We start from the raw sequence: 24,764 nt of genomic DNA, 5'->3' as shown, positions 1-24,764 counted from the left end.
CTGCCTGCTCTGCACCTCGGAAACCGAAACAATCGTGCTATCTTTGCGGCCAAAGAGCCCCTGATGCCGCTGGGGCGCGATAAATCGCCTGGGAAGAGAGGTTTCTATGACTGGTATTTCTTTCTCTCGTCGTTCAGTGATTGTGGCGGGCGGGGCCGCTCTGGCAACGGGCGCAACCGGCCTGCTTGTGCCCGCGCGCGCGAAGGGGGTGGCCCCTACGCCGTCCATGCGTGGCGGATCCAACAACTACCGCCCCGGTGCGCCCATCGTCGATCGGATTGGCGGCGGAGGGTTCTGGATGACCGGAACCGTTCGACGCGCCGGTGACGGTGCCCCCTTGCCCGGTCAGCGCATTCAAATCTGGGCGCACACGACCGAAGGCCACGAACGCGACCCGCAAAGTCACGGTGCCACATTGACGGATGCCAATGGAGAGTTCCGCTTGGAAATGCCGCAGATCGTGCCGGCGTTTGGCCAGCCGCATGGTCATCTGGCCTATGACAGCGGTGAGTTCCAGACGGTGTTCCTGCGCCCGATCATGGCGAGCTCAAAAGACAAGACTCTGGCCGCCCATTTCGTACTACAGCCCGCCTGACGATATTGCGCCGGAACTTGGTAATTTGGGCCGGTGTGATCCTTGCCATGGCCGTACCGATCATTGCTGCTGCGGCCAGTCCGCTGCTGGCGTGGCGTGACCCGATCTATATCGCCGCCGGGTTCGCCGGAGTTGTCGCAATGTGCTTGCTACTGATGCAGCCGCTGTTGGCCGGGCGTTGGTTGCCGGGCTTGTCCCCTGTGGTCAGCCGCCATTGGCATCGGTGGTGCGGGCTGACTTTGGTTACTGCCATTCTGATCCATGTCGGCGGCTTGTGGATCACCAGCCCGCCCGACGTTATTGACGCCCTGTTGTTTGTCTCTCCGACACCGTTTTCCGCCTGGGGCGTGATCGCGATGTGGGCCGTGTTCGGGGCTGCGGTGATGGGTCTTCTTCGCAAGCGCCTCGGCCTGCGGTTTCGCGTCTGGAGGTTGGGTCACGCGAGCCTGGCGATTGTCACCATAATTGGCAGCGTCGTACATGCCTTGCTGATTGAAGGCACGATGGAAGTCATGACCAAATGGGCGCTGTGCGGGTTGGTGGTGTTGGCGAGCGCCACGACGCTCGCCAAACTGCGGATTTGGGATATCAGGCGACCCACCTGAACTACCAGGCACCAACGGCAGCCGGGTGCTGGTTATGACCCGGCAAGCCGTATCGCGTAGGAAGCGGGGTTCATCTGCACGTCTTGCACTGTGAGGCTGCCAACCTCGGGCAATGCCGCCGAAAGTACCTTGAGAATGGATGCGTTGAGCTCAGAGCGCGTCGCCTCGTCACGACCTTGCATCAGTAGAAGCGTGGCGTGGACAAAGCTCTGAGGATCAGTGCCGATACGGTAGTATTCTACCGGAGTCGCGCGGATCTTAATCGTCTCAGCGTCGAATTCAGGATGAGCGGCCAGCAGGTCGAAAAGCTGATCGCAAATCGCCTGAACATCATGGGCCTGCTCTATCCCTTTCGAGAATTCTAGGGTGACATGAGGCATTGACGACTCCAGTCAGACCCCGAGACACCAGCGCATCACCGCCTTTTGCGCGTGCAGGCGGTTTTCGGCCTCATCAAAGATGACTGAGTTTGGGCCGTCCATCACTTCGGATGTCGCCTCCTCTTCACGGTGCGCGGGCAGGCAATGCATGAACAGCGCGTCCGGTTTTGCGTGAGACATCAACTCGGTATTGACCTGATAGGGCCGCAGCAGGTTGTGGCGACGTTCCTTGGCCGATTGGGAATCGTGCATGGAAACCCAGGTATCGGCCACAACAAGGTCTGCACCCTCAACGGCTTTGAACGGATCCCGTTCGACAACGATTTTTGATCCCTTTTGGCGGGCGAAGCCCATGAACTCTTCTTCGGGGTCAAACTGGGCCGGCCCGGTGAAGGTCAGGTCAAAGCCAAACTGGCCAGCGGCATGCAGGAACGAGGCGCAAACATTGTTACCATCGCCGGTCCAGACCACTTTTTTGCCTGCGATCGGGCCGCGGTGTTCTTCGAAGGTCAGCACGTCCGCCATGATCTGACAGGGGTGTGTGCGGTCGGTCAGGCCGTTGATCACCGGCACGTCAGAGTATTCGGACATCTCGGTCAGGATGGTCTCGTCAAACGTCCGGATCATGATCATGTCGACATAGCGCGACAGCACACGGGCGGTATCGGCGATGGTTTCACCATGGCCCAACTGCATGTCCTTGCCGGACAGAACCATGGTCTGCCCCCCCATCTGGCGCACGCCCACGTCAAAAGAGACGCGTGTCCGGGTCGAGGGTTTTTCGAAGATCAGCGCAACCATGCGGTCCTTGAGCGGCTGTTCGTCATCCAGCGCGGCCTTAGGGCGGCCAAGCCGCGCCTGTTTCATGGCACCCGCCTGATCGATCATATTCCGCAGATCAGCTGCGTCGGTCTTATGGATATCGAGGAAGTGGTTCATTTCACTGTCACTTTTGTCTGAGGGTCGTCCGGGCAGTTCCACCCGGATACCCGCGTGATTTTGAATAGATGAAGATCAGGCGTCGGCGAGTTTGCTCTCGACCTGCTCGGCTGTTTTCTCAAGGCGGATCAGTGCCTGTGCGATATCATCCTCGGTCAGAGTAAGCGGCGGAAGCAGGCGGATCACATTATCGGCGGCTGGAACAGTTATGACTTCGTTGTCATAACCGGCGTTCACCACGTCGATATTGGCCGGCTTGCATTTCAGGCCCAGCATAAGGCCAACGCCACGCACCTCTTCGAAGACTTCCGGATGGCTGGCAATCAAGCCTTCAAGCTTCTGCCGCAGCATCCCGGCCTTGCGGTTGACGCCCTCAAGGAATGCAGGTGTGGCAACCTGATCGATCACCGCACACCCAACGGCACAGCCCAATGGGTTACCGCCATAGGTGGATCCGTGCGTGCCTGCGGTCATGCCGCTGGCCGCATCTTCGGTGGCCAGAACCGCACCCAGAGGGAAGCCTCCGCCGATCCCTTTGGCGACCATCATGATGTCCGGGGTGATCCCAGCCCATTCATGCGCAAACAGCTTACCGGTCCGACCGACGCCGCATTGAACTTCGTCCAAAATCAGATGGATTCCGTTGTCGTCGCAGATCTGACGCAGGGCCTTGAGTTCACCGTCCGGAGCGGGACGAATACCGCCCTCACCCTGAATGGGCTCGATCAGGATTGCGGCGGTCTTTTCGCTGATAGCGTTGGTGACGCCATCGAGGTCGCCGAACGCGACATGCACGAAACCAGGCAAAAGGGGGCCAAAACCTTTGGTCATCTTTTCAGAACCAGCGGCGGCGATACCGGCCGACGACCGACCGTGGAACGAGCCGTCAAAGGTGATGATCTCGACCCGTTCGGGCTGACCTTTGTCATAGAAATACTTGCGGGTCATTTTGACCGCCAACTCACAGGACTCGGTGCCCGAGTTCGTGAAGAACACGGTGTCGGCAAACGTGTGCTCGACCAGCTTGTCGGCCAGCGCCTGTTGCTGCGGGATGTGGTAGAGGTTCGAGACATGCCACAACAAGTGCGCCTGCTCGGTAAGGGCATTCACCAATGCCGGATGGGCATGACCCAGCGCGTTCACGGCGATCCCTGCGCCAAGGTCCAGAAAACGTCGGCCATCCGCCTCGGTCAGCCAGGAGCCTTCGCCCTTCACAAAGGTCAGGGGCGCACGGTTATAGGTCGGCAAAACGGACGGGATCATGGGATCATCCTTTTCAGATAGCTTGAGCCTCGTGAGTGATACACTCGGCCTGTGTTCGTCAACTGATTTGGTAAGAATTGTGCCGATTTGCGCGGCACAAACGGATCAAACGGGCTGGTTACGCGGCAAAGCGTCGGCGTCGGAGTCGCAGGATATGTGCGTGTTTGATCATGAGGCGCCGTATAGCCGTGTGCCGCGCCTCTGAAAACCCCGAATTTTCTGTGGATGGAAAATACTTGGCACCCGCTGCAATTGCCGCTTGCCATTTGACGGACGCTGACGCACCGCTGTGTCATGTTCGTTGCCAAAGCAAATAACCCGCCCCTTGCTGCCGTGCTGATCACAGCAGCCAGTGCGCTGCTGGCGGGGACAACTTTGCTGGCCAAGGCTTTGGGGACCGATACGCTGGGCCCGGCGCTGCATCCTATGCAGATCAGCCATGGACGTTTCCTGTTTGCCTTTCTGGTCATCGTCACCGCCGTCGGCGTGATGCGGCCGCGCCTGCAACGCCCGCATTGGGGGCTGCATATCGGGCGCACAAGCTTCGGATGGGCGGGGATCACGTTGATGTTCGCCTCGGTCGCGTTCATCCCGATTGCGGATGCGACGGCGATTTCCTTCCTGAACCCGGTTTTTGCGATGGTGCTGGCAATCCCTCTGTTGAGAGAGGGCGTCGGCCCGTGGCGCTGGCTGGCCGCCGCAGTGGCCCTGACCGGTGCACTGATCCTCTTGCGGCCCACACCGGCGAGTTTTCAACCCGCTGCTCTGCTAGCGCTTTCGGCAGCCGCGATCATAGGAATGGAACTGATATTCATCAAAAAGCTTTCAGGCCGTGAGATCCCAATCCAGATTCTGTTGATCAACAACGCCATGGGCCTGACAATTGCCTCAGTCGCGGTGAGCTTCGTCTTCCAGATGCCAACGCTCGAACAATGGGCGGCGCTGGTGACGATCGGCGTTTTGATGGCCTGCGCGCAAGCATGCTTTGTCAACGGTATGGCCCGTGCAGATGCCTCTTTCGTCGCACCGATCAGCTATACGACGCTGATTTTTGCGGCCTTCTACGACTTCGCCATTTTCGGAGTTATCCCGGATGGGATCAGCATGATCGGCTCGGTCATTATCTTGACCGGAGGACTGATCCTTGTCTGGCGAGAGGCGCGGGCGCGGCAGGTCTGAAACCAAAAAATTTCTCCGACATAGCCCAAGCGCGACCTGCATGTCGCAAACCCTGAAGAATGCAATCTCATCGGGCGCAATGTGACCTCAGTTGATCAAAGAGATTACCTATGCACGAACGCCGTATCCCCGAATGGGTGCGCCACGCCCCTGCCCCCTCAGTCCGCGATTTCGGCATTTTGGCCGGATTCGAAGCGATTGTGCGCGGTATTCTGATATCGGTGTTTCCGCTGGCTATGTACCGGGCACTGGGTGACGCGTCATCGGTTTCGTTTCTGTATTTTCTGATTGGCGTCATCTCGTTGCTTGCCGGGCTGATGGTACCTTTCCTGATCCGGTTCGTGCCGCGCAGATGGGCCTATACCGTCGGCTGCCTCATGTTCATTGGCAGCGCAATTTTAGCGATCGAAGGCAGCCCGGCAGCGGTTGTCGGCGCTTTGGCGCTGAACACCGTAGCGACGGTTGTGACCTTTATCTGCTTTAACGCCTATGTGCTGGACTACATCAGCAAGATCGAACTGGGCCATTGCGAGACCAGCCGCATGTTCTACAGCGCCCTCGGCTGGACCGGTGGCCCGATGGCAGGCGTTCTGCTGATGGAGGTCTGGACTCCGGCCCCCTTCGTCATAAGCGCAGTTGCAGGCGCAGTCATGCTGATCCAGTTCTGGCGTATGCGGCTGGGCAACGGAAAACTGATTACCCGGGCGCGAGGCCCGGCAAAAAACCCACTCGCCTTTCTGCCCCGGTTCTTTGCCCAGCCAAGGCTCGTTGCTGGATACCTGTTCGCCATGATCCGTTCCTGCGGCTGGTGGATTTATGTGGTTTATCTGCCCATTTTCGCCATTGAAAACGGGCTGGGTGAGCAGTTGGGCGGCATCCTTCTGTCAGCCACGAATGGCATGCTGTTTGCCGCGCCGCTGATTCTGCGCTGGGTGCAGGGACGCTCACTGCGAACAGCTGTGCGCGTAGGTTTCGCGGCCTGCGGGGTGTGCTTTGTCACCGCCGGGGCAATCGCGGGATGGCCGGTTGCTTCGGTTGCGGCGCTGGTGCTTGGGTCCATCTGGCTGATCGTTCTGGATATCTGCGCCGGGTTGCCATTCCTCATGGCCGTCAAACCGTCCGAGAGAACCGAGATGTCAGCAATCTATTCCAGCTACCGGGATGTGTCCGGCATTCTGACTCCGGGCATCGCCTCGCTTGTCCTGCTGGTCTCACCGGTTGCCGGAGTGTTCGCCGTCGGCGGATTTGCACTGTTCGGCGCTTGGGCCATTGCGGCAAACCTGCATCCGCGCCTCGGGCGACCCAGAATGGCGTTTCGACCGGGGGCTCTGGCCGAGGCGAATTAAGCCTTGAGCCGATAGCCCGTCCGCAGCATCTGCCAGGTCAAAGCACCAACCAGCAGTGTCGCGCCTGTGCATACCGCAACACCCAACCAGGGAGAGCTGTCGGACACCCCGATCATCCCATAGCGCAGCCCGTCGATCAGATAGAAAACCGGGTTTACATGACTCAGGCGGTTCAAGACCGGGGGCAGCGCCTGCACCGAATAGAAAGTGCCCGACAGGAATGCCAGTGGCGTCACAATGAAATTGGTGATCGCCGCCATCTGGTCAAACTTGTTGGCAATGATCCCTGCGAATAAGCCCAACGCCCCCATAAAGGCCCCACCTAGAACAACAAAAATAAGGGTGATCAACAGGTTCTGAGGGTAAATGCCCAATACAAGCGCAAGCGCGACAGCGACAACGCATGCAATCAGAACCCCACGGGCAATACCGCCCGCCAGATATCCCAATAGGATTTCAAGCGGCGACAGGGGCGGCATCAGCGTATCGACGATATTGCCCTGCACCTTCGCGATCACCATAGAAGAAGAGGTGTTGGCGAAGGCATTCTGGATCACTGTCATCATCATGATGCCCGGCGCCAGAAACGTCAGGAACGGAACACCCATCACATCCGGACGTCCCGGTCCGATGGCGATATTGAAGATCAGCAGGAACAATCCCGCGGTCACCAGAGGTGCCAACAATGTCTGTGTCCAGACGGCCAGAAAGCGTAGCGTTTCGCGCTGGGCCAGCGTGTAGAGGCCCATCCAATTGACCGCTCCGAAACGGCGCTCGCTGTGTTCTGCGGGAATCTGCATCATCTGCCCTCATCCTGATTCGAAGATAGCTTGTAACTCGGGCCGCAGTGATTAGAATAGGGGGCTGAGACGAATTCCCAAGGCGGCCCGAATCCGGGGCCGCTTTCCGCTTTTGAAAGGCAAATGATGTCCTGGACTGACGAGCGCGTAGAACTGCTGAAGAAAATGTGGGGCGAGGGCCAGTCGGCCAGCCAGATCGCCAAAGAACTGGGCGGCGTCACCCGCAACGCGGTGATCGGCAAGGTACACCGTCTGGGCCTGTCGAACCGTGCTACCGGCGCAAGCCCGGCCAAGGCCGAACCCAAGGAAAAACCGGCGCCCGCCCCCAAGGCCGAGGCCAAACCAAAGCCCGCGCCCAAAACCGAACCGGCACGCCCTGCCCCTGCCCCGGCCGCCGATGCGAAACCGGCCGTTCCTGCCCGCCGCCAGATCATCCCGGCCGGTCAACCACTTCCGCCGCAGCCATCGGCCAACGAAATCAGCCCCGAGGCATTGGCCAAGGTCAACGAAGTCGAAAAGAAAGCCAAGAAGCTGACTTTGATGGAACTGACCGAGAAAACCTGCAAATGGCCCGTTGGCGACCCCGCTACCGAGGATTTCTGGTTCTGCGGCCTGCCGGTTGAAGCAGGCAAGCCATACTGCGAGGCGCACGTGGGCGTGGCGTTCCAACCGATGAGCTCGCGCCGGGATCGTCGGCGGTAATTACGAACACAAGAACCTAAATCATTACTATAGAACGTGAAAAGGGCGCAGGCGTTTCGCCACGCCTCTTGTCGAAAGCGTTGCATAGTCAAGAACGACGCAAGACGTAACGAGCTCTTACAAAGAAAACACCCTCGCTGAAAGCTGCGAGGGAGTTTTAGCTTGGAGCGTCAGCTGTGCGGGACGTTGCAGTCCTTACGTCCGCTTTCTTCGCAGATTAATGCGTTTGCCTCGCCAGCTTGAAAAAGTGAAAGCACCATGAAACACAGCCAACCGGCCCTTGCATTCGTCATTGGTCAAATGCCTCGTCATTTCAGTTTTTCACGTATTAGAAACTCTTAGCAGACATCTGCGCCATGTACAGCATGTGCCCCATTGGGCTCGAACCTGACACTGAAGCGTCGGTGATCTTGGAGCCGCTGGCACATGATCGGCCTATCACTGCGCCGGATGCGAGGGCAAATCCGGCATCGGCACCCATCCCGGCAGTTCCTTTGGCGAGACCGAGACGTGCAGATGCTCTGACCGGTCGCGCCCAATGGTGCGGTGCTTGCGCAGCAGGAAAATCTTCCCCCAGCCGCGCCACGTGCCGACTGACGGAGCATGCGTATCGGTCGGGAAGCGGTCGCGCCACCCTTCAGGCAGCGGCAGGCCATGCAGCTCGGCCTTGTCCAGCATCCAGATCAGGGAAATATTGCTGAGCGGTCGCGCCTCTTCATAGCCATTGAGCTGCCCGCCCACATCACCATGGGTGCCGCGGAACCAGACCTGTTCGACATGCCCTTTGAATTCGGGGGTACATTTCCACAAGACCGGCTCGAATACCTCGCGGGTCTCATCCAGCGCCATCGCGTGGTAGCCGTGGCGCGTTGCCGGGCCAAGCTGGTGGTTGTGGAAGGAATGGCGTTCTTCAGCCCAGCGCCACAACAGCGGCAGACGCATCCCCAGTGCTTTGACCGTGTCCCACACGCCGACCATCTCGATAGCGACATCCTCGTGGCAAAACTGACGCCGGAACGCTGCCGCAGCCGACCCGCTGGCGTTGCACTCATAGTGTCGATAGGCCTGCTTGATGTTTCGGACGGTCGCATGTTCAGCCTTGAGCAGGCCGATCATATCGATCACGCCCGCAAGACTACGTACACCGTAGGCACCGCGCGAATAGCCGATGAAATAGATGCGGTCCCCCGGCTTGTAACGCGAGGCCAGATAGCCATAGGCGCGTCGGATCTGGCGATTGATCCCGCGCCCCATCATCACATCCAAAGAGGACTTCCAGCTTTCCCACTGCACACCGGATTCGTAAAACACCGAAACACTGCTGCCCATCTCGCGACAGAGGCGGTAAGTTTGACCCGCATGGGTTTCATAGCCCGGCTCCAGGGTCGACATGGTGCCGTCAAGGATGATGACGTGGCTGATCGGTTCGCGGTGCAGCGCCTCGGCGGAATGCTCGGACCGTAAAGGCCGCCCGAGCCATCCCAGTACCTTTCTACTCAGCCGCGACAGAACCATGCGTCAGCAATTCCCATACTTTATGAGGTGTGAAAGGCATGTCCGCCTGCCGCACCCCGTGATCCCAGAGCGCATCCTGAACCGCGTTTGCCACAGCGGCCAGCGCGCCCACGGTGCCGGCTTCTCCGCATCCTTTCATCCCCATCGGGTTGGAAGTTGACGGAACCGGCGCCGAGGTAAACTTTATCATGGGTATCTCAGCGGCGCGGGGCAAGGCGTAATCCATCAACGAAGCCGTGAGCAGTTGCCCTTGCGCATCATGCACAACACGCTCGCTCAGGGCTTGGCCGATGCCTTGGGCCACCCCGCCATGCACCTGCCCTTCGGCCAGCATTGGGTTGATAAGATTGCCGAAATCGTCGACCACGGTATAACGGTCAACCCAGGTTTCACCGGTGTAAGAATCGATCACGACTTCGGCAACATGTGCACCGTTGGGATAGCTTCGCGCATCCAGATTGGCGCGGGCCTCATGGCTTAGCAGGTCCGTACGGCCATCGGCGCGGGCCATTTCCGCAGCCTCGGTCAGGGTGGGTGTCAGGTTTGAACCTGGCGCCCGAAATGTTTCATGGTCGAAACGCACGTCTTCCTCCTCCACCTCCATCTTATCCGCCAGATACGGCGTGAATGCGGCTATCATCACATCGATTGTCGCCAGCGTCGCCGTACTTTGCACCGTGACCGACCGTGAGCCACCGGTCCCTCCGCCATGTGGTAACTGATCGCTGTCACCCTGCACCACGTTGATCTGATCCATCGGAATTCCGGTCTGGTCCGACAGGAAATGGGCATAGACCGTCTCGTGCCCCTGCCCGTTTGACTGCGTACCGACGTAGAGATTCACTGTGCCATCCTCGCAGAACTCGATTTTCGCGTTCTCGGAAGGGTCACCCAAAATACTTTCGATATAGTAACACAGGCCCTGCCCCCGGATCAGACCGCGTTCGGCGTCAGCGGCTTTACGGGCGGCAAAACCTTCGATCTGCGCACCTGCGCGGGACAGAACCATATCAAAATCGCCAACGTCGTAGGTTTCTCCTGTGGCGGTCTTGTAGGGAAAACGCTCGGGTCGAATGAAATTCTTCCGCCGTAACTCCCAAGGATCGACACCCAGCTCGCGCGCAGCGCGGTCCATGGCCCGCTCGAGAACATAGATCGCCTCGGGCCGACCCGCGCCGCGATAGGCATCGACCTGTGTTGTGTTGGTATAAAACCCTTCGACCCGCAGGTACGTCGTTTGCACGTCGTAAACGCCCATCAGCACCTTGCTGAAAAGACTGGTCTGAATCGCCTGCCCGAAATGGCTGCTGTAAGCGCCGAGGTTCACCTTGCTGTGCACCCGGTAGGCCGTGATTTTCAGGTCTTCGTCAAACGCTAATTCGGCCAGCGAGACCAGATCGCGACCGTGATGGTCCGACAGCATCGCCTCGGACCGGTCCGACATCCAATGAACCGGTTGACCCAGTTTCATCGCAGCAACCGAAACGCAGAAATACTCGGGGTAAGGCATCACTTTCATACCGAACCCGCCCCCGACGTCCGGTGTTGTGACACGGATCGCATCGGGTTCCAGCTTCAGCTTTTGCGCCAGCTGCCCACGCATGGCCCAGACCCCTTGACCGCCATAAGTAAAGTGCAGCCGCCCATCGACCCAATTAGCCTGACACCCGCGTGGTTCGATCGAGGTGATAATAACCCGGTTGTCGGCCGCGTTCAGCGATACCGTGTGCGCAGCCGACCGAAACGCGGCCTCGGTCGCGGCCTCATCGCCCAGCCCCCAGTCAAAAGCCCGATTGTCGGGTGCCTCTGCATGCAGTGTTTCACCTCCGGCATCAACGTCCAGCTTCGCAGGCAGATCATCGGTGTCCATCCAGATCATTTCAACCGCGTCTCGCGCCTGTGTCAGCGTATCCGCGATTACAACGGCCACGGGTTCGCCGACAAACCGGACACGGTCGTTGGCCAGCATGTGCCGATCAGGTGCCGGTGTCTGAGACCCATCCCTGTTCGGAACCTTCGCAGCGTTCATCACCGTGTCGACCCCCGCCGCCGTCAGGTCATCCAACGTCATGACAAGCCGGACGCCATCGGCCTCACGCGCGGCATCCAGATCAAGTGCCGTGATCCGCCCATGCGCAACCGGGCTTCGAAAAAAGGCGGCAAACAGGGCGTCAGAGGGTACATCGTCATCCATGTATTTCCCCTGCCCGGTCAGGAACCGCAGATCCTCGGTGCGTTTGACTGACTGGCTCTTGCCAAACTTTTCCATTGCCTGATCCTCCGACTGCCCATCGTCGCGACACTAGCTCTGTCCCAATTGTTGTCCAGAGCCTTGCATTTGGGCGAGAGGCGACCTGCATGTCGCAAAAAGCAATGCCAGGTCAGAAAGGCGCTTTGTAACCTGAAGAGGCGATTCAGCCTGACGGAGGTCTCATGACAACCCCAATCACCCTGAAGAACGGTCGCCTGACGCCCGAACTTATCGACGACTACTGGAACAACGGCTTTGTCTTTCCGGCAACTGTGTTCGATACCGATGAAGTTGCAGAGATACGCGCCGAGTTGGAAGAGATCGAACAAACATGGCGTGAGGCAGACCTTCCGCTGCCGCTCAACATGTACAAACGAGTGAACGCGCATGTGGTCATGCCGCTTGTCACCCGCATCGCACTGGACCCACGGGTTCTGGACGTCGTCGAAGGAGTATTGGGGCCGGACCTGCTGCTGTGGTCGGCGGAATTGTTCATCAAAGAACCTCACACGACACAGGTCGTCGGCATGCATCAGGACCTGACATATTGGGGCATGGGCGAGACTCCGGATCAAGTGACGGCGTGGATCGCGCTGTCGCCAGCAACAGTCGAGAGCGGCTGTATGGATTTCGTCAAAGGCAGCCACAAAAATCCGATCCTGCCGCATAACGACACGTTCTCGGACAGCAACCTGCTGTCACGCGGGCAGGAAGTGGCCGTAGACGTTGCTGAAGAAGACAAGACGCATATTGAATTGCAGCCGGGTCAGATGTCGCTACATCACGGGCTGACGATTCATGGATCAGGCCCGAACGCCTCGGATGACCGGCGGATCGGACTTGCCATCCGCTATCTGAACCCCAACGCACAACAGAAAGTGGCAGATCGCGACTATGCCATCCTGGCTCGTGGCGAGGACCGGATTGGGAACTTCATCCAAATCCCTGCGCCGCAGGACTTGTTCTCTCCCGATGCTTTGGAATTATACGCACGGATTCGCGAAGATCAGGCCAAGGCAATGACCCAAGGCGCGACGGAGGCGTTGAAGCTCTACGAATCCGCCACGAGCGGATAAAAAACAGGCGTGCTGGATCGATGCTTTGGCACCCGATCCACGCGCAGACACTTCCCCTTCCCTTCCGCATTCGCTATTGCAGGCGCTGACCCGAGATTGATGACGCAGGACGCACCCCATGGCGATGGAAAAGACATTCAACGCGGCCGAGGCCGAGGCCCGCATCTACAAGGCCTGGGAAAAGGCCGGAGCCTTCAAGGCAGGCGCGAACAAATCGCGAGACGAAAGCTTTTGTATCATGATTCCGCCGCCCAACGTCACGGGCGCTTTGCATGTGGGACACGCCTTCAACAACACTCTGCAGGACATCCTGACCCGCTGGCACCGGATGCGTGGCTTCGACACGCTGTGGCAGCCCGGACAAGACCACGCTGGCATCGCCACCCAGATGCAGGTGGAAAAGATGTTGGCCGCCACGCAGCAACCCAGCCGGAACGAACTGGGCCGCGAGGCGTTTCTGGACAAAGTCTGGGAATGGAAGGGCGAATACGGCGGCACGATCATTGAGCAACTAAAGCGTCTTGGCTCCTCCTGCGATTGGTCGCGCAATGCCTTCACCATGGCTGGTGCGCCGCGCGATCCGCGCACAGGGCATGAGAATTCGGCAAACTTCCACGACGCCGTTATCAAGGTCTTCGTCGACATGTACGAAAAGGGCCTGATCTATCGCGGCAAGCGTTTGGTCAACTGGGACCCGCATTTTGAAACCGCGATCTCGGACCTCGAAGTCGAGAATATCGAAGTCGCAGGTCACATGTGGCACTTCAAGTACCCGCTGGCCGGCGGTGAGACCTATACCTATGTCGAAAAGGACGAGGATGGGAACGTTATCCTCGAGGAAGAGCGCGATTACATCTCGATCGCCACGACGCGCCCTGAAACCATGCTGGGCGACGGCGCGGTTGCCGTTCACCCCTCGGATGAGCGTTATGCACCCATCATCGGCAAGCTCTGCGAAATCCCGGTTGGCCCGAAAGAGCATCGCCGCCAGATTCCGATCATCACCGATGACTACCCTGATCCTGATTTCGGCTCGGGCGCGGTGAAGATCACCGGCGCGCATGACTTCAACGACAATCAGGTCGCCAAGCGTGGCGGTATTCCAATGTACCGCCTGATGGATACCAAAGGCGCGATGCGCGCCGATGGTGCGCCCTATTCCGAAGAGGCGGGCAAGGCACAGGAATACGCGCGCGGGCGTGAGTTCACCGAGAACGAAATCGACGCGATCAATCTGGTACCAGACCATCTGCGCGGGCTCGACCGGTTCGAGGCACGTGCGAAAGTGGTTGAAGAAATCACCAATGACGGTCTGGCTGTAATGACTCGCGCGGATGATCCACGTTTGGGTTCGGCTGCCCTGAAGCCCGAAGCGGAGGACGCCGACAAGCTGGTGCCGTTGGTCGAGAGCAAACCGATCATGCAGCCCTTCGGCGACCGCTCGAAGGTTGTGATCGAGCCGATGTTCACCGATCAGTGGTTCGTGGACGCCGAAAAGATCGTCGGACCCGCTCTGGATGCGGTCAAGGACGGCACAGTTAAGATCATCCCTGAATCGGGCGAGAAGACCTATTACCACTGGTTGGAAAACATCGAGCCCTGGTGCATCTCGCGCCAACTGTGGTGGGGGCATCAGATTCCGGTCTGGTACGGTCTGGATTTGTCCGCAGAGAATTTCATGGATGATGAAAATGACGGCGATCTTGATCTCGTTGAACTGGGCCGGTTGCTCAATGAAGGTGGCATGTTGCACCGTGGCAGCGTCATGGAGTGTGCGCCGACATTCGAGGCGGTCACTGACAAGTTCCTCAATGACAATGCCGACATTCCCAGCCCGCTGAGCCACGCTACCGTCGTTGAAGTCGCGGACAAACACGAGGCAATGCATCGGTTCGCCGAGAGCCTTGCGCAGTATGCGGTTGAACAGGACCCAACCAAGCTGGTCTATCCGGTCTGGCGCGACCCCGACGTCCTCGACACCTGGTTCTCGTCCGGTCTCTGGCCCATCGGCACGCTGGGCTGGCCAGAGAAGACCGAGGAGCTAGAGCACTACTTCCCGACCGATGTCCTGATCACCGGCGCGGACATCCTGTTCTTCTGGGTCGCCCGGATGATGATGATGCAACTGGCCGTAGTGAACGAGATCCCGTTCCACACCGTCTACCTGCACCAGCTCGTCCGTGACGAGAAGGGCAAGAAGATGTCCAAGACCACCGGCAACGTCATCGACCCGCTTGAGATCGTGGACGAGTTCGGCGCCGACGCGTTGCGCTTTACCAACGCTTCGATGGCGGCCATCGGCGGCGTGCTCAAGCTGTCCAAGGAACGCATCACCGGCTACCGAAACTTCGGCACCAAACTGTGGAACGCCGTCCGCTTTGCCGAGATGAATGAGGTCTTCGCCGACACCGTTCCGCAACTGGACGTGGCCGACCTGAAGCCCAAAGCCGCCGTGAACCGCTGGATCATCGGCGAAACCGCCCGCGTGCGGGAAGAGGTCGACGCGGCGCTGGAAAGCTACCGTTTCAACGATGCCGCCAACGGGCTCTATGCCTTTGTCTGGGGCAAGGTCTGCGATTGGTACGTGGAACTGTCGAAACCCTTGCTGCAAGGTGATGACGCCGAGGCACAGGCCGAGACCCGCGCCACGATGCGTTGGGTTCTGGATCAGTGCATGGTCCTGCTGCACCCGATCATGCCCTTCATCACAGAAGAGCTGTGGGGTCTGACCGGCGACCGCGCCAAAATGGCCGTCCACGCCGATTGGCCAACCTATGCCGCCGCTGACCTGATCGACGCCGAAGCGGATCGTGAGATGAATTGGGTGATCTCGGTGATCGAGAACACCCGTTCGGCCCGTGCGCAGATGCGGGTTCCGGCTGGCCTCTATGTGCCGATGCTGGTGACCGAGATTGACGCCAATGGCCAAGCCGCGTGGGACCGCAACGAAGCGCTGATCAAGCGTCTGGCGCGGATCGACAGCCTGACCAAAGCGGATGAGTTGCCCAAGGGGACGATTTCCATCGCCGCCCCCGGCGCGAGTTTCGGCCTGCCACTGGCGGATATCATTGATATCGGCGCCGAAAAGGAGCGTCTGGAGAAAGCCAAGGGCAAGTTGGCCAAGGAACTGGGCGGTCTGCGCGGGCGTCTGAACAACCCGAAATTCGTGGCCTCGGCCCCGGAAGAGGTCGTCGCGGAAGCCAAAGCCAACCTCGCTGCCCGCGAAGAGGAAGAGGCCAAGCTGGACGAGGCACTCGCCCGTTTAGCCGAAATCGCCTGATCCGCATTCGCTGTCGAACAATGTGAACCCCGCCAACCTAAGTCTGGCGGGGTTTTCATTTGCCCATCTGCTTTTTCCCTTGTTCCCAGAGGTTTGCGGTTGTTAGCAAGTTCCTCATCTAAATCTGAGGCAATCATGGCGCGTTCCCTTCCCCCTGTGCAAACGATTTCGACCGGCCTTGTGGTGGCAGTTGTCGGCTTTTTCAGCTCATTCCCGATTGTTCTGCAGGGCCTTGCCGCGATGGAGGCGTCGGCAGCTGAATCCGCCTCCGGTTTAATGATGGCCGCGGTGGCAATGGGTTTGGCGGCAATCATTCTCAGCCTGTGGTACAAGCAGCCAATCAGCGTGGCGTGGTCAACGCCGGGGGCTGCGCTACTTGCAGTCTCGGCGGCACCTGCCGCTGGCTTCGCGGGCGCTGTTGGCGCGTTTCTCTGCGCCGGAGCGCTGACGGTGCTTGCAGGACTATGGCGTCCGCTTGGGCGGCTGGCGGCAGCTATACCAACAACGCTGGCGCAAGCCATGCTGGGCGGGGTTCTGCTGCCATTGTGCATCATTCCATTCAAGGCGGCGGTTGAACTGCCATGGCAAGCGCTTCCGGTCATCCTGACGTGGTTTATTGCAGGGCGGATCAATCGACTGCTCGCGGTTCCGGCAGCGGTTATTGCGGCGGCGATCGTGGTGGTTTTGAACGCCGGCGACAGTTCGGTCAGGCCCGAGCAATTCATGGCCGCACCTGTTTGGACAATGCCAACCTTCACTGTCGCCTCTGCCATCGGGATCGGCATCCCATTGTTCGTCGTCACCATGGCCACACAAAACATCCCCGGCATCGCGGTGATGCGCAGCTTTGGATATGCGCCCAAACCCGGCAAACTGTTCTCAGCAGTCGGAAGCGCCAGCATCCTGTCTGCCCCTTTCGGTGCCCCGGCCACTTGCCTTGCCGCGATTACCGCCGCGATGTGTTCGAACGAGGACAGCCACCCCGACCCAGACCAGCGCTATTGGTCAGCGGTCATGGCAGGGGTGTTCTATTGCATTTTCGGTGTGTTCGCCGTGGCGATCACAGGATTTGCGGCCCATGCCGACCCGCTTTTGATGGGAACACTGACCGGGATCGCGTTGATCGGCGTATTGGCAAACGCGACCTTTGCCGCGCTTGAGGTACCGGCAGAACGGGAAGCGGCCATCCTGACCTTCGCGATCACCGCGTCCGGTATCACAGTATTTGGGCTGGGTGCCGCAGTCTGGGGACTGGCGGCAGGTGGCATCGCTTATCTGGTCACCAACCGCACTCCGTGAGTGCTTTCACATGTCGAAGCACCCGAGTATACTTGGGCCATGCTTGGATCGCTTGGAAAACTGATCGAACGACAGATCAAAAAGGCGCAGGCCGAAGGTCAGCTGGAAGGGTTGGAGGGTGAGGGTCAGCCCCTACCCGATCGCTCGTCCGAGGCTCAGACCGATCCGGCCCTGGCTGCCGGTCACCGGATCATGGCCCAGGCTGGTGTTCTGCCCGAAGAGTTCAGCATCAAGAAAGAACTGGATGCTGCACGCAAGACATATGCTGCCCAAACTGATCCCAAAGAGCGTAAGGTCGCGATGGCGCGGATCGCTGAGCTTGAGATGCGCTATAACATGGCGCGCGACGCAAGGCGGGCATTCCTGCGTTGACTACCCGGCACAAACGCCCTGCTGGACACGGAAATAGAGTTCCCGGATGAATCATTGGCATTTGCGAAACTGTACCCTTCTGCCTGGTGGATCGGGCCGAATTGCAGCCCGTTTTGGGCTGCTTGGCTACAAAACGAGGCAACATCCGCCACATCAAAATGATCTTAGCGGCCGCCTGCCCCTGACGCGCGCCCTTACTGGCCGGGTGCAGCATTAGGTGCAGTGCAGCCCCATCGGCACCAGTTCGACGATCCGGTCCCCTTCAAGTTGACGCACCTTGTAGCAAAATGGGTCTCATAGAACCGCACCATCCCGTCGACATCCTTAGCATACAGGATCAAACGTGTGACGGATTGCGAAGTCATTTGAACTCCGGCTTACGCCCCTGCATTCGGGCGGCGATGACCTCCATCTGATCCGCCTTCCCGATCAGTTCCACCTGTTCCGAGGATTCTTCGATCAAAACCTCGGTCCGGGATTTGGATTCGGCGACCTCGATCAGGCGTTTGGCCGAGCGGATGGCAGAGGGGCTTTGCCCGGCGATGTCTTCAGCCAAAGCCAGCGCCTCGGACAAAGGATCGTCCGAAAGCCTGGTGACCAGCCCCCAGTCCGCCGCCTGAGCCGCACCGATGGGGCGCGCCGTATAGGTCAACAGGCGCAACACGTCCGAACGCACCAACCCTGGCAGCAGAACCATGCCGCCCATGTCCGGGATGAGGCCCCATTTCATCTCCATCACCGCCAGTTTGGCATCGGGGTGCGCAATGCGGATATCCGCGCCCAGCGCAAGCTGCAGCCCCCCACCATAGGCGACTCCCTGAATTGCACAGATCACTGGAACCGGCACGCGTCGCCACACCAAGGCAACTTCTTGCACCTCGTTTGCGTCTTTGTGACTGCGGGACATCAACCACTCAGTCGGGTCCGTTTGGGCCATGCTGGCAAAGCTTGCCATGTCCAGACCCGCGCAAAAGCTTTTGCCCTCGCCCGACAGCACCACGGCACGGGCATCCGAAGCCGCGACCTCCTGCCCGGCAGAAATAATGGCCTTGATCATCGCATCGTCCAGCGCGTTCATCTTGTCACCGCGCGTCAGCGTGACATGGGCGATGTGATCTTTGTACTCGACGGATACGCGTGACATTCAGGCCTCCCAATTCAGGTTGGGATCACCTTGCCCGGAAGCCCCTTCAAGTTCCACCTCAACGTTAGGGCAGGTTTGACGCAGGCATCCGTCCGAACCACGGAGAATCCAATGTCATGACATAGAACTGATCGCCGACAACTTTACCGCCGGTCGTGATGCCCAACCGCCCTTCGGGGTCCTGTAAGGTTCGCAGAATATTCCCGTCACCGTCGAACTGCACCACCATTCCGCGATGAATCGGAGCGGGCCGCACCATCGGGCCAAGCCGCCAGATCACCTTGCGCAAAAACGGGTATGGCATCAGTGCCTCGCTCGGCACACGCGGGCTGGCGAAAGCCATCCAATAGGTGCCATCGCCCTGCGCCTCTATGTTATCAGGATAGCCCGGCAGGTTATCCATCAGAACCTCCTGCTGGCCAGCGTTGGGACCCGTCAGCCATAGTTTGTGAACCCTTGCCCGCCCCGTTTCGGCGATCAGCAGAAAATCCTCCTCGGGCGACAGAGCAACGCCGTTGGTATAAACGAAACCATCGGCCACCTTTTCTGTCGTGCCATCGGGGGCGTGGCGCGCGACATAGCCGGTGTCAGATTGCTCCCAAATCGTAAGGACCGAGGTCGGCTTGGTCCCGCCCATCGTTTCGGGATCGAACCGGTCGGACGAGTTGGAGAAATAGATCGTTCCATCCTGCGATACGTCCAGCTGGTTCGCGTAAACCACCGGCGCACCATCGATTTCCGATACCAGAGGTTCCAACGCGCCCTGACCGGTCCATCGCATCACGCCTCGGAAGCTATCAGCGATGTACAGCGCCCCATCCGGTCCGGCCTTCAGACCCAGTGGCCGACCACCCAGGTCGTCAATTTTGACCGGCGTGTCCCCGTCGATCCGATACAGCGCACCCGCCAATGTGGTTGTAAAAACCGAACCATCAGGCCGTATCGCAACATCCTCGGGACCTACCTCGCCTTCTGGCAGCGCGATCAGCTCCAATTTGTCCAATTCGCTGTTTTCCGCAAAGTCCCCTGTGAAGTCCGGCGCTTGGGGCGGGATCCACGCAACCGGCTGAACCGGAACCGGCCAGAATACCAGATAGGCAAGGCCGATAATGATCAGGCCAAGTACGATGCGCATCCGCGCCCCTCCCTTTGTAGCTGCACGAACAATGCGAGGCGACATCCTGTAACGCAAGCTTGCCTGACAGGTGCCCTTGCGTTTATCTGCCCACATGTCTGACCCACGTTATACTCCGCTTGCCCAATCCCTGCCTGCAACCGTGCCATTTGTCGGCCCCGAAACTCAGGAGCGCCAACGCGGCGCGCCGTTTGTGGCGCGTCTGGGCGCAAATGAAAGCGTGTTCGGTCCCTCGCCCCGCGCTATCGCGGCGATGGCGGATACAGGCATCTGGATGTATGGCGACCCCGAAAACAATGATCTGCGCAACGCATTGGCTGACCACCATGGGATCAGTCCCGAGAATATCGTGGTTGGCGAAGGGATTGACGGCCTCCTGGGCTATCTCGTGCGCCTGCTGGTCGGGCCTGGTGACGCTGTTGTGACTTCGGACGGGGCCTACCCGACGTTCAACTACCACGTGGCGGGCTTTGGCGGCAAACTGCACAAGGCACCCTATCGCGATGATCACGAAGACCCGAGGGCTCTGTTTGCCAAAGCGGCTGAGGTCGACGCCAAACTGGTCTATCTGGCCAACCCGGACAATCCGATGGGCAGTTGGCATTCCGGCGCGGAGATCGTGGCGGCAATGGAACATTTGCCCGAGGGCTGCCTGCTGGTGCTGGACGAAGCCTATGTGGAATGCGCGCCAGAAGGCACTGTCGCCCCCGTCGACGCAAACGATCCCCGCGTGATCCGGATGCGGACTTTCTCAAAAGTGTACGGCATGGCCGGTGCGCGAGTTGGTTATGCAATCGGCGCACCGGGCCTGATTTCGGCCTTCAACAAGGTACGCAACCACTTCGGCATGAACCGGGCTGCACAGGCCGGAGCGCTGGCCGCGCTACAGGATTCCGCGTGGCTGGAACACGTGCAAACCAAGATCGCCGAAGCGCGCGAACGGATCGGCCAGATTGCGTGCGAGAACGGGCTGAAGCCCCTGCCCTCAGCCACCAATTTTGTTGCCATCGACTGCGGCCGGGATGGAGCGTTTGCCAAGGCCGTTCTGGACTCGCTGGTCGCGCAGGGCATTTTCGTACGTATGCCTTTTGCCGCTCCGCAGAACAGATGCATCCGCGTCAGTTGCGGAGAGGCATCCGATCTGGATGCTTTTGCAGCAGCACTGCCGAAAGCACTTGCAGATGCGCGGGATTAGTCCTTCGACGCAAGCACCGCCGCAGCGGCCTCCAACGCGCCTATTCCGCGCGGGATGCCCAGCGCGGCCATCGCTGTCTCCATACCGCCCAACATGGCCATGACCATCTGGCCATTGACGTAGCCCATGTGGCCCAGTCGGAAGCACCCGTCCCAGTCTTCCATCCCCAAACCGATGCCCAGCGTGAGCCCAAGTTGGTTTTCGGTGAACTCGCGCAGAGGAGTGCCACGCCCGTCAGTCAAACGTAGCGCGGTAACGGCATGACTGCGGACCGAACGATCGGCCACGTTTAGCTGCAAGGCGCCTCTTTCCGCCCAGGTTTCGCAGGCCGCCCATATTGCGGTGGCCAGACGTTCGTGACGCGCCCAGACCTGCTCCATCCCTTCAGCGTGCATCATGTCCAACGCCGCGCGCAGACCATAGAGGTGATGGGTCGGCGCGGTGCCATTGAAGTACTGATAGAACAACTCGGGGTTGGCCCGCGGTTGCCAATCCCAATACTGCGAGACACGGGGCATGGACACCCGTTTGGCTTGCGCTTTGTCGTTGAAAAAGACAAAGCCGGTTCCTGCGGGCGTCATCAGCCCCTTCTGACAGGCCGTGACCATGACATCGACGCCCCAGGTGTCCATTTCAAAGCGGTCGCAACCCAGCGAGGCAATGCAATCCGCCATCAGCAACGCCGGGTGCCCCAAATCGTCCAACAGCGCCCGCAACGCCGGGATGTCGTTTCGGATGGACGAGGACGTATCCACATGAACGGCCAGAACAGCCTTGATCCGGTGGCCTTCATCGGCGCGCAGGGCGTCAGCGATCTGATCGAAATCCCAGACCGACGACGATCCGAAATCGATCAGGTCAACCTTGGCACCGATCCCTTCGGCCATTTCGGCCCAACCATGGGTAAAACGCCCCGAGGCAGGAGCCAAAACCGTTTCACCGGGCGCAATGACGTTTGACAGAGCGGCTTCCCAGGTTCCGTGACCGTTGGCGATGTAAATGGCGACATTGTGATCGGTGCGCGCCACGCGACACAGATCACGCGTCAGGGCGGGCATCATCTCGATCAGTTCGCCCTCGTAAATGTTTGGCGAAGGCCGGTGCATGGCCTGCAAAACCGCATCAGGCATGACCGATGGGCCGGGAATAGCGAGATACTCGCGCCCCTGCGCAAGAGAAATTGAGTCTGTCATGGGATCAACCTGTATGAATTGTCGCCCACCCTAGCGCAGCTTTGGGTGGCGTCAATCCATCAGCTTTGATGCCTCGCGCGCAAGTGTTTCGATCCCCGCCCAATTGCCCTCGACCACCATCTGCTTCGGCGCAACCCAGCTGCCACCGGCACAGACCACATTAGACAAGGATAGGTAGTCACGCGCGTTTGAGGGCGAAACACCACCCGTGGGACAGAACGTGATCTGCGGCAGAGGCGCACCGATGGCTTTCAAAGCAGGTGCTCCACCTGAGGCTTCGGCCGGGAAGAACTTCAGCATGTCATAACCCAGTTCCAGCAGACGCATCGCTTCGCTGGCAGTGGCCGCGCCGGGCAGCAGGGGTAGGTCCTCGGCCTCACAGGTGGCGACCAGGGCGTCGGTTGCACCGGGGGAGACACCGAATTGTGCGCCCGCCTCTTTTGCTGCGCGGACGTCATCGGGCGTCACCAACGTACCTGCACCAACGACGCCACCGGGCACGTCGGCCATGGCGCGGATCGCATCCAAGGCCGCCGGGGTACGCAGGGTGACCTCAAGCGCGGGCAGGCCACCTGCAACCAGTGCCTCGGCAAGTGGACGCGCCTGCGCCGCATCATCGACGACCAGAACCGGGACAATGGGCGCAAGTCCGCAAATCTCGCGGGTGCGTTGGGTTTTAGGGGACATGATTACGCTCCGAATATACTGGCACCGGCATCGGCCGAGCCGACAGCGTTGCGGAATGCACCGAACAGATCACGTCCGACGCCGTGTTGATTGGCCGACAAGTCGGCGATGGCCGGTGCCCGGTCCAGAACTCCGGGCGTCAGGATTTCCAACTCACCCTTCACGGCATCGACGCGCAAGAGGTCTCCGTCCTGCAGGCAGGCAATTGGTCCGCCGTCCAGTGCCTCGGGACAAACATGGATCGCAGCCGGCACCTTGCCCGACGCGCCGGACATGCGACCATCCGTGACCAAAGCCACCCTTTGTCCGCGGCCCTGCAGGATCGACAGGATCGGGGTCAACGAGTGCAGCTCGGGCATCCCGTTTGCCTTTGGTCCCTGAAAGCGAACGACAACAATGACGTCGTCGGTGAACTCTCCGGCCTTGAATGCGGCTTTGACCTCATCCTGATCGTGGAACACGCGAACCGGGGCTTCGACCACCTGGTGTTCAGGCGCAACGGCCGAGACTTTCATCACGGCGGTGCCCAGATTGCCGGTCAATCGCGACAATCCGCCGGTGGGTTGGAACGGATCTTTGGCAGAGCGCACGATCTTTTCGTTCAGGCTGTGTCCTGCGCCCTCTTCCCACACCAGTTCGTCGTCGATCAACTTGGGCTCTTTGGTGTAGTTGTGCAGGCCCTGCCCGGCGACAGTCAGCGTATCGGGGTGCAATAGGCCGTCTTCCAGCAGAGTACCGATGCAGTAGCCAAGACCGCCCGCCGCGTGGAAATAGTTCACGTCGGCCAATCCGTTCGGGTACACTCGCGCAACCAGCGGGACCACAGCAGAGATGTCCGAAAAGTCCTGCCAATCCAAAACGATACCACCAGCGCGCGCCATTGCGATCAAGTGGATCAGCAGGTTGGTCGACCCACCGGTCGCCATCAGGCCAACGATCCCGTTTACAAAGGCGCGTTCGTCCAGCACCTGATAGACCGGCGTATAGTTGTTGCCCAGCGCGCTTAGAGACAGGGCACGTCGCGCGCCCTCTTCTGTCAGCGCATCACGCAAAGGCGTGTTCGGATTGACAAAACTGGACCCTGGCAGATGCAGACCCATGAACTCCATCAGCATCTGGTTGGTGTTGGCCGTGCCGTAGAAGGTACAGGTGCCCGGGCCGTGATACGCGGCCATTTCCGCGGCCATGAGTTCTTCGCGACCGACTTCTCCGGCCGCGAATTTCTGGCGTACCTTAGCCTTTTCATCATTGGGCAGGCCACTAGTCATAGGACCGGCGGGCAGGAAGACTGCCGGGAGATGGCCAAACGCCTGTGCCCCGATAACCAAGCCGGGAACAATCTTGTCGCAAACACCAAGAAAGACTGCGGCATCGTAAGTGTTGTGGCTAAGTGCAACACCAGTCGCCAATGCGATCACGTCGCGCGAGAACAAGGACAATTCCATGCCCGCTTCGCCCTGAGTGACCCCGTCGCACATCGCCGGAACGCCACCAGCAACCTGCGCAGTACCGCCAGCTTCACGGATCGCATCGCGGATCAGGCCGGGATAGCGCTCAAAGGGTTGATGGGCCGACAGCATGTCGTTGTAGGCGGTGACAATACCCAGATTGCCTGCGGTACCGGTCGCCATGGCCTGCTGGTCCGCGCCCGCGCCGGCATAGGCATGGGCCTGACCGCTGCAGGACAGATGCGCGCGGGCGGGACCCTTGGATCGGGCGTGCTCCATTCGTTCCAGGTGGGGGCCGCGCAGGTCGGCACTTCGATCGATAATCCGTCGAGTGACGTCGGAAATTACAGATTGAACCAT

21 protein-coding genes are annotated in these 24,764 nt (G+C 59.7%); 10 read left to right on the top strand and 11 right to left on the bottom strand.

The genetic code is table 11. The features are described from left to right. Positions 1-106 precede the first annotated feature (106 nt). Together ACR0J0_RS09460 and ACR0J0_RS09455 are read left to right on the top strand one after the other, a co-directional pair. Positions 107-595, top strand: coding sequence for a twin-arginine translocation pathway signal (locus tag ACR0J0_RS09460; RefSeq protein WP_480663292.1), 489 nt, complete (start codon positions 107-109; stop codon positions 593-595). Between the two features lie 47 nt (positions 596-642). Continuing rightward, positions 643-1,200 carry a ferric reductase-like transmembrane domain-containing protein gene (locus ACR0J0_RS09455; RefSeq protein WP_480663291.1) on the top strand — a complete coding sequence of 186 codons (558 nt, stop codon included), beginning with the start codon at positions 643-645 and terminating at the stop codon, positions 1,198-1,200. Between the two features lie 32 nt (positions 1,201-1,232). Here ACR0J0_RS09455 and ACR0J0_RS09450 read toward each other — a convergent pair whose 3' ends face one another. The 3 genes from ACR0J0_RS09450 to ACR0J0_RS09440 all read right to left on the bottom strand — a co-directional run bounded on the left by ACR0J0_RS09450 (position 1,233) and on the right by ACR0J0_RS09440 (position 3,782). After that, entirely contained in the window at positions 1,233-1,580 is a 348-nt protein-coding gene (locus ACR0J0_RS09450; protein ID WP_480663289.1) for a 5-carboxymethyl-2-hydroxymuconate Delta-isomerase, read from the bottom strand. Positions 1,581-1,592: 12 nt separating this feature from the next. After that, complete coding sequence (gene argF, locus ACR0J0_RS09445; RefSeq protein ID WP_480663287.1) at positions 1,593-2,519, bottom strand: ornithine carbamoyltransferase; 927 nt, start codon at positions 2,517-2,519, stop codon at positions 1,593-1,595. A 75-nt stretch (positions 2,520-2,594) separates the two neighbouring features. Continuing rightward, positions 2,595-3,782: an acetylornithine transaminase gene (locus ACR0J0_RS09440; protein WP_480663285.1), complete on the bottom strand. Its 1,188-nt coding sequence runs from the start codon at positions 3,780-3,782 to the stop codon at positions 2,595-2,597. A gap of 294 nt (positions 3,783-4,076) precedes the next feature. On the opposite strand from ACR0J0_RS09440, the gene ACR0J0_RS09435 reads away from it, so the two are divergent. Both ACR0J0_RS09435 and ACR0J0_RS09430 read left to right on the top strand, forming a co-directional pair. Then, on the top strand, positions 4,077-4,961 hold the full coding sequence (locus ACR0J0_RS09435) for a DMT family transporter (protein ID WP_480663283.1): 885 nt from the start codon (positions 4,077-4,079) through the stop codon (positions 4,959-4,961). 110 nt (positions 4,962-5,071) lie between these two features. Beyond that, a complete protein-coding gene (locus ACR0J0_RS09430; protein WP_480663281.1) occupies positions 5,072-6,307 on the top strand; it encodes an MFS transporter in 1,236 nt (411 codons plus the stop codon). Here ACR0J0_RS09430 and ACR0J0_RS09425 read toward each other — a convergent pair. Further along, on the bottom strand, positions 6,304-7,110 hold the full coding sequence (locus ACR0J0_RS09425) for an ABC transporter permease (RefSeq protein WP_480663279.1): 807 nt from the start codon (positions 7,108-7,110) through the stop codon (positions 6,304-6,306). The genes ACR0J0_RS09430 and ACR0J0_RS09425 overlap by 4 nt on opposite strands. 123 nt (positions 7,111-7,233) lie before the next feature. Here ACR0J0_RS09425 and ACR0J0_RS09420 point away from each other — a divergent pair, with 123 nt between their 5' ends. Further along, positions 7,234-7,809 (top strand): GcrA family cell cycle regulator, encoded by a 576-nt coding sequence (locus tag ACR0J0_RS09420; protein WP_480663408.1) that lies wholly within the window; start codon positions 7,234-7,236, stop codon positions 7,807-7,809. 438 nt (positions 7,810-8,247) lie between these two features. Here ACR0J0_RS09420 and ACR0J0_RS09415 read toward each other — a convergent pair whose 3' ends face one another. Both ACR0J0_RS09415 and ACR0J0_RS09410 read right to left on the bottom strand, forming a co-directional pair. Beyond that, complete coding sequence (locus ACR0J0_RS09415) at positions 8,248-9,324, bottom strand: DUF2235 domain-containing protein (protein WP_480663277.1); 1,077 nt, start codon at positions 9,322-9,324, stop codon at positions 8,248-8,250. Beyond that, entirely contained in the window at positions 9,302-11,593 is a 2,292-nt protein-coding gene (locus ACR0J0_RS09410; protein ID WP_480663275.1) for a xanthine dehydrogenase family protein molybdopterin-binding subunit, read from the bottom strand. The genes ACR0J0_RS09415 and ACR0J0_RS09410 overlap by 23 nt, the downstream gene beginning before the upstream one ends. A gap of 164 nt (positions 11,594-11,757) precedes the next feature. Here ACR0J0_RS09410 and ACR0J0_RS09405 point away from each other — a divergent pair, with 164 nt between their 5' ends. The 4 genes from ACR0J0_RS09405 to ACR0J0_RS09390 all read left to right on the top strand — a co-directional run bounded on the left by ACR0J0_RS09405 (position 11,758) and on the right by ACR0J0_RS09390 (position 17,602). After that, positions 11,758-12,651 (top strand): phytanoyl-CoA dioxygenase family protein, encoded by an 894-nt coding sequence (locus ACR0J0_RS09405; RefSeq protein ID WP_480663273.1) that lies wholly within the window; start codon positions 11,758-11,760, stop codon positions 12,649-12,651. Between the two features lie 118 nt (positions 12,652-12,769). Further along, positions 12,770-15,931, top strand: a complete 3,162-nt coding sequence (locus ACR0J0_RS09400; RefSeq protein WP_480663272.1) for a valine--tRNA ligase — start codon at positions 12,770-12,772, stop codon at positions 15,929-15,931. Positions 15,932-16,066: 135 nt separating this feature from the next. Continuing rightward, positions 16,067-17,230: a benzoate/H(+) symporter BenE family transporter gene (locus ACR0J0_RS09395; RefSeq protein ID WP_480663270.1), complete on the top strand. Its 1,164-nt coding sequence runs from the start codon at positions 16,067-16,069 to the stop codon at positions 17,228-17,230. Between the two features lie 39 nt (positions 17,231-17,269). Then, entirely contained in the window at positions 17,270-17,602 is a 333-nt protein-coding gene (locus tag ACR0J0_RS09390) for a DnaJ family domain-containing protein (protein ID WP_480663268.1), read from the top strand. 361 nt (positions 17,603-17,963) lie between these two features. Here ACR0J0_RS09390 and ACR0J0_RS09385 read toward each other — a convergent pair whose 3' ends face one another. Together ACR0J0_RS09385 and ACR0J0_RS09380 are read right to left on the bottom strand one after the other, a co-directional pair. Continuing rightward, complete coding sequence (locus ACR0J0_RS09385; protein WP_480663266.1) at positions 17,964-18,746, bottom strand: crotonase/enoyl-CoA hydratase family protein; 783 nt, start codon at positions 18,744-18,746, stop codon at positions 17,964-17,966. Between the two features lie 64 nt (positions 18,747-18,810). Further along, entirely contained in the window at positions 18,811-19,881 is a 1,071-nt protein-coding gene (locus ACR0J0_RS09380; RefSeq protein ID WP_480663264.1) for an SMP-30/gluconolactonase/LRE family protein, read from the bottom strand. 94 nt (positions 19,882-19,975) lie between these two features. Here ACR0J0_RS09380 and ACR0J0_RS09375 point away from each other — a divergent pair, with 94 nt between their 5' ends. Beyond that, positions 19,976-21,076, top strand: coding sequence for a pyridoxal phosphate-dependent aminotransferase (locus ACR0J0_RS09375; RefSeq protein ID WP_480663261.1), 1,101 nt, complete (start codon positions 19,976-19,978; stop codon positions 21,074-21,076). On the opposite strand, the gene ACR0J0_RS09370 is transcribed toward ACR0J0_RS09375, so the two are convergent. From ACR0J0_RS09370 to edd, 3 genes are read right to left on the bottom strand one after another with little or no spacing between them, the layout of a single operon-like run. Continuing rightward, complete coding sequence (locus tag ACR0J0_RS09370; protein WP_480663259.1) at positions 21,073-22,269, bottom strand: pyridoxal-phosphate-dependent aminotransferase family protein; 1,197 nt, start codon at positions 22,267-22,269, stop codon at positions 21,073-21,075. The two genes, ACR0J0_RS09375 and ACR0J0_RS09370, sit on opposite strands and share 4 nt — an antisense overlap. Before the next feature lie 51 nt (positions 22,270-22,320). Continuing rightward, the gene (locus ACR0J0_RS09365; protein WP_480663257.1) at positions 22,321-22,956 is read right to left on the bottom strand and encodes a bifunctional 4-hydroxy-2-oxoglutarate aldolase/2-dehydro-3-deoxy-phosphogluconate aldolase; all 636 of its coding nucleotides are present in this window, start codon (positions 22,954-22,956) and stop codon (positions 22,321-22,323) included. 2 nt (positions 22,957-22,958) lie between these two features. Next, the gene (edd, locus tag ACR0J0_RS09360) at positions 22,959-24,764 is read right to left on the bottom strand and encodes a phosphogluconate dehydratase (protein ID WP_480663255.1); all 1,806 of its coding nucleotides are present in this window, start codon (positions 24,762-24,764) and stop codon (positions 22,959-22,961) included.

Source organism: Ruegeria sp. BF12, from assembly GCF_056538705.1.
The sequence above is the reverse complement of the archived record's forward strand: the minus strand, read 5'-3'. Positions and strand labels throughout refer to the sequence as shown.

Bases quoted from the DNA above. Each gene is read 5' to 3' on its own strand.
- ACR0J0_RS09460 (WP_480663292.1), top strand. From the start codon at position 107: ATGACTGGTATTTCTTTCTCTCGTCGTTCAGTGATTGTGGCGGGCGGG.
- ACR0J0_RS09455 (WP_480663291.1), top strand. From the start codon at position 643: ATGGCCGTACCGATCATTGCTGCTGCGGCCAGTCCGCTGCTGGCGTGG.
- ACR0J0_RS09450 (WP_480663289.1), bottom strand. From the start codon at position 1,580: ATGCCTCATGTCACCCTAGAATTCTCGAAAGGGATAGAGCAGGCCCAT.
- argF (WP_480663287.1), bottom strand. From the start codon at position 2,519: ATGAACCACTTCCTCGATATCCATAAGACCGACGCAGCTGATCTGCGG.
- ACR0J0_RS09440 (WP_480663285.1), bottom strand. From the start codon at position 3,782: ATGATCCCGTCCGTTTTGCCGACCTATAACCGTGCGCCCCTGACCTTT.
- ACR0J0_RS09435 (WP_480663283.1), top strand. From the start codon at position 4,077: ATGTTCGTTGCCAAAGCAAATAACCCGCCCCTTGCTGCCGTGCTGATC.
- ACR0J0_RS09430 (WP_480663281.1), top strand. From the start codon at position 5,072: ATGCACGAACGCCGTATCCCCGAATGGGTGCGCCACGCCCCTGCCCCC.
- ACR0J0_RS09425 (WP_480663279.1), bottom strand. From the start codon at position 7,110: ATGATGCAGATTCCCGCAGAACACAGCGAGCGCCGTTTCGGAGCGGTC.
- ACR0J0_RS09420 (WP_480663408.1), top strand. From the start codon at position 7,234: ATGTCCTGGACTGACGAGCGCGTAGAACTGCTGAAGAAAATGTGGGGC.
- ACR0J0_RS09415 (WP_480663277.1), bottom strand. From the start codon at position 9,324: ATGGTTCTGTCGCGGCTGAGTAGAAAGGTACTGGGATGGCTCGGGCGG.
- ACR0J0_RS09410 (WP_480663275.1), bottom strand. From the start codon at position 11,593: ATGGAAAAGTTTGGCAAGAGCCAGTCAGTCAAACGCACCGAGGATCTG.
- ACR0J0_RS09405 (WP_480663273.1), top strand. From the start codon at position 11,758: ATGACAACCCCAATCACCCTGAAGAACGGTCGCCTGACGCCCGAACTT.
- ACR0J0_RS09400 (WP_480663272.1), top strand. From the start codon at position 12,770: ATGGCGATGGAAAAGACATTCAACGCGGCCGAGGCCGAGGCCCGCATC.
- ACR0J0_RS09395 (WP_480663270.1), top strand. From the start codon at position 16,067: ATGGCGCGTTCCCTTCCCCCTGTGCAAACGATTTCGACCGGCCTTGTG.
- ACR0J0_RS09390 (WP_480663268.1), top strand. From the start codon at position 17,270: ATGCTTGGATCGCTTGGAAAACTGATCGAACGACAGATCAAAAAGGCG.
- ACR0J0_RS09385 (WP_480663266.1), bottom strand. From the start codon at position 18,746: ATGTCACGCGTATCCGTCGAGTACAAAGATCACATCGCCCATGTCACG.
- ACR0J0_RS09380 (WP_480663264.1), bottom strand. From the start codon at position 19,881: ATGCGCATCGTACTTGGCCTGATCATTATCGGCCTTGCCTATCTGGTA.
- ACR0J0_RS09375 (WP_480663261.1), top strand. From the start codon at position 19,976: ATGTCTGACCCACGTTATACTCCGCTTGCCCAATCCCTGCCTGCAACC.
- ACR0J0_RS09370 (WP_480663259.1), bottom strand. From the start codon at position 22,269: ATGACAGACTCAATTTCTCTTGCGCAGGGGCGCGAGTATCTCGCTATT.
- ACR0J0_RS09365 (WP_480663257.1), bottom strand. From the start codon at position 22,956: ATGTCCCCTAAAACCCAACGCACCCGCGAGATTTGCGGACTTGCGCCC.
- edd (WP_480663255.1), bottom strand. From the start codon at position 24,764: ATGGTTCAATCTGTAATTTCCGACGTCACTCGACGGATTATCGATCGA.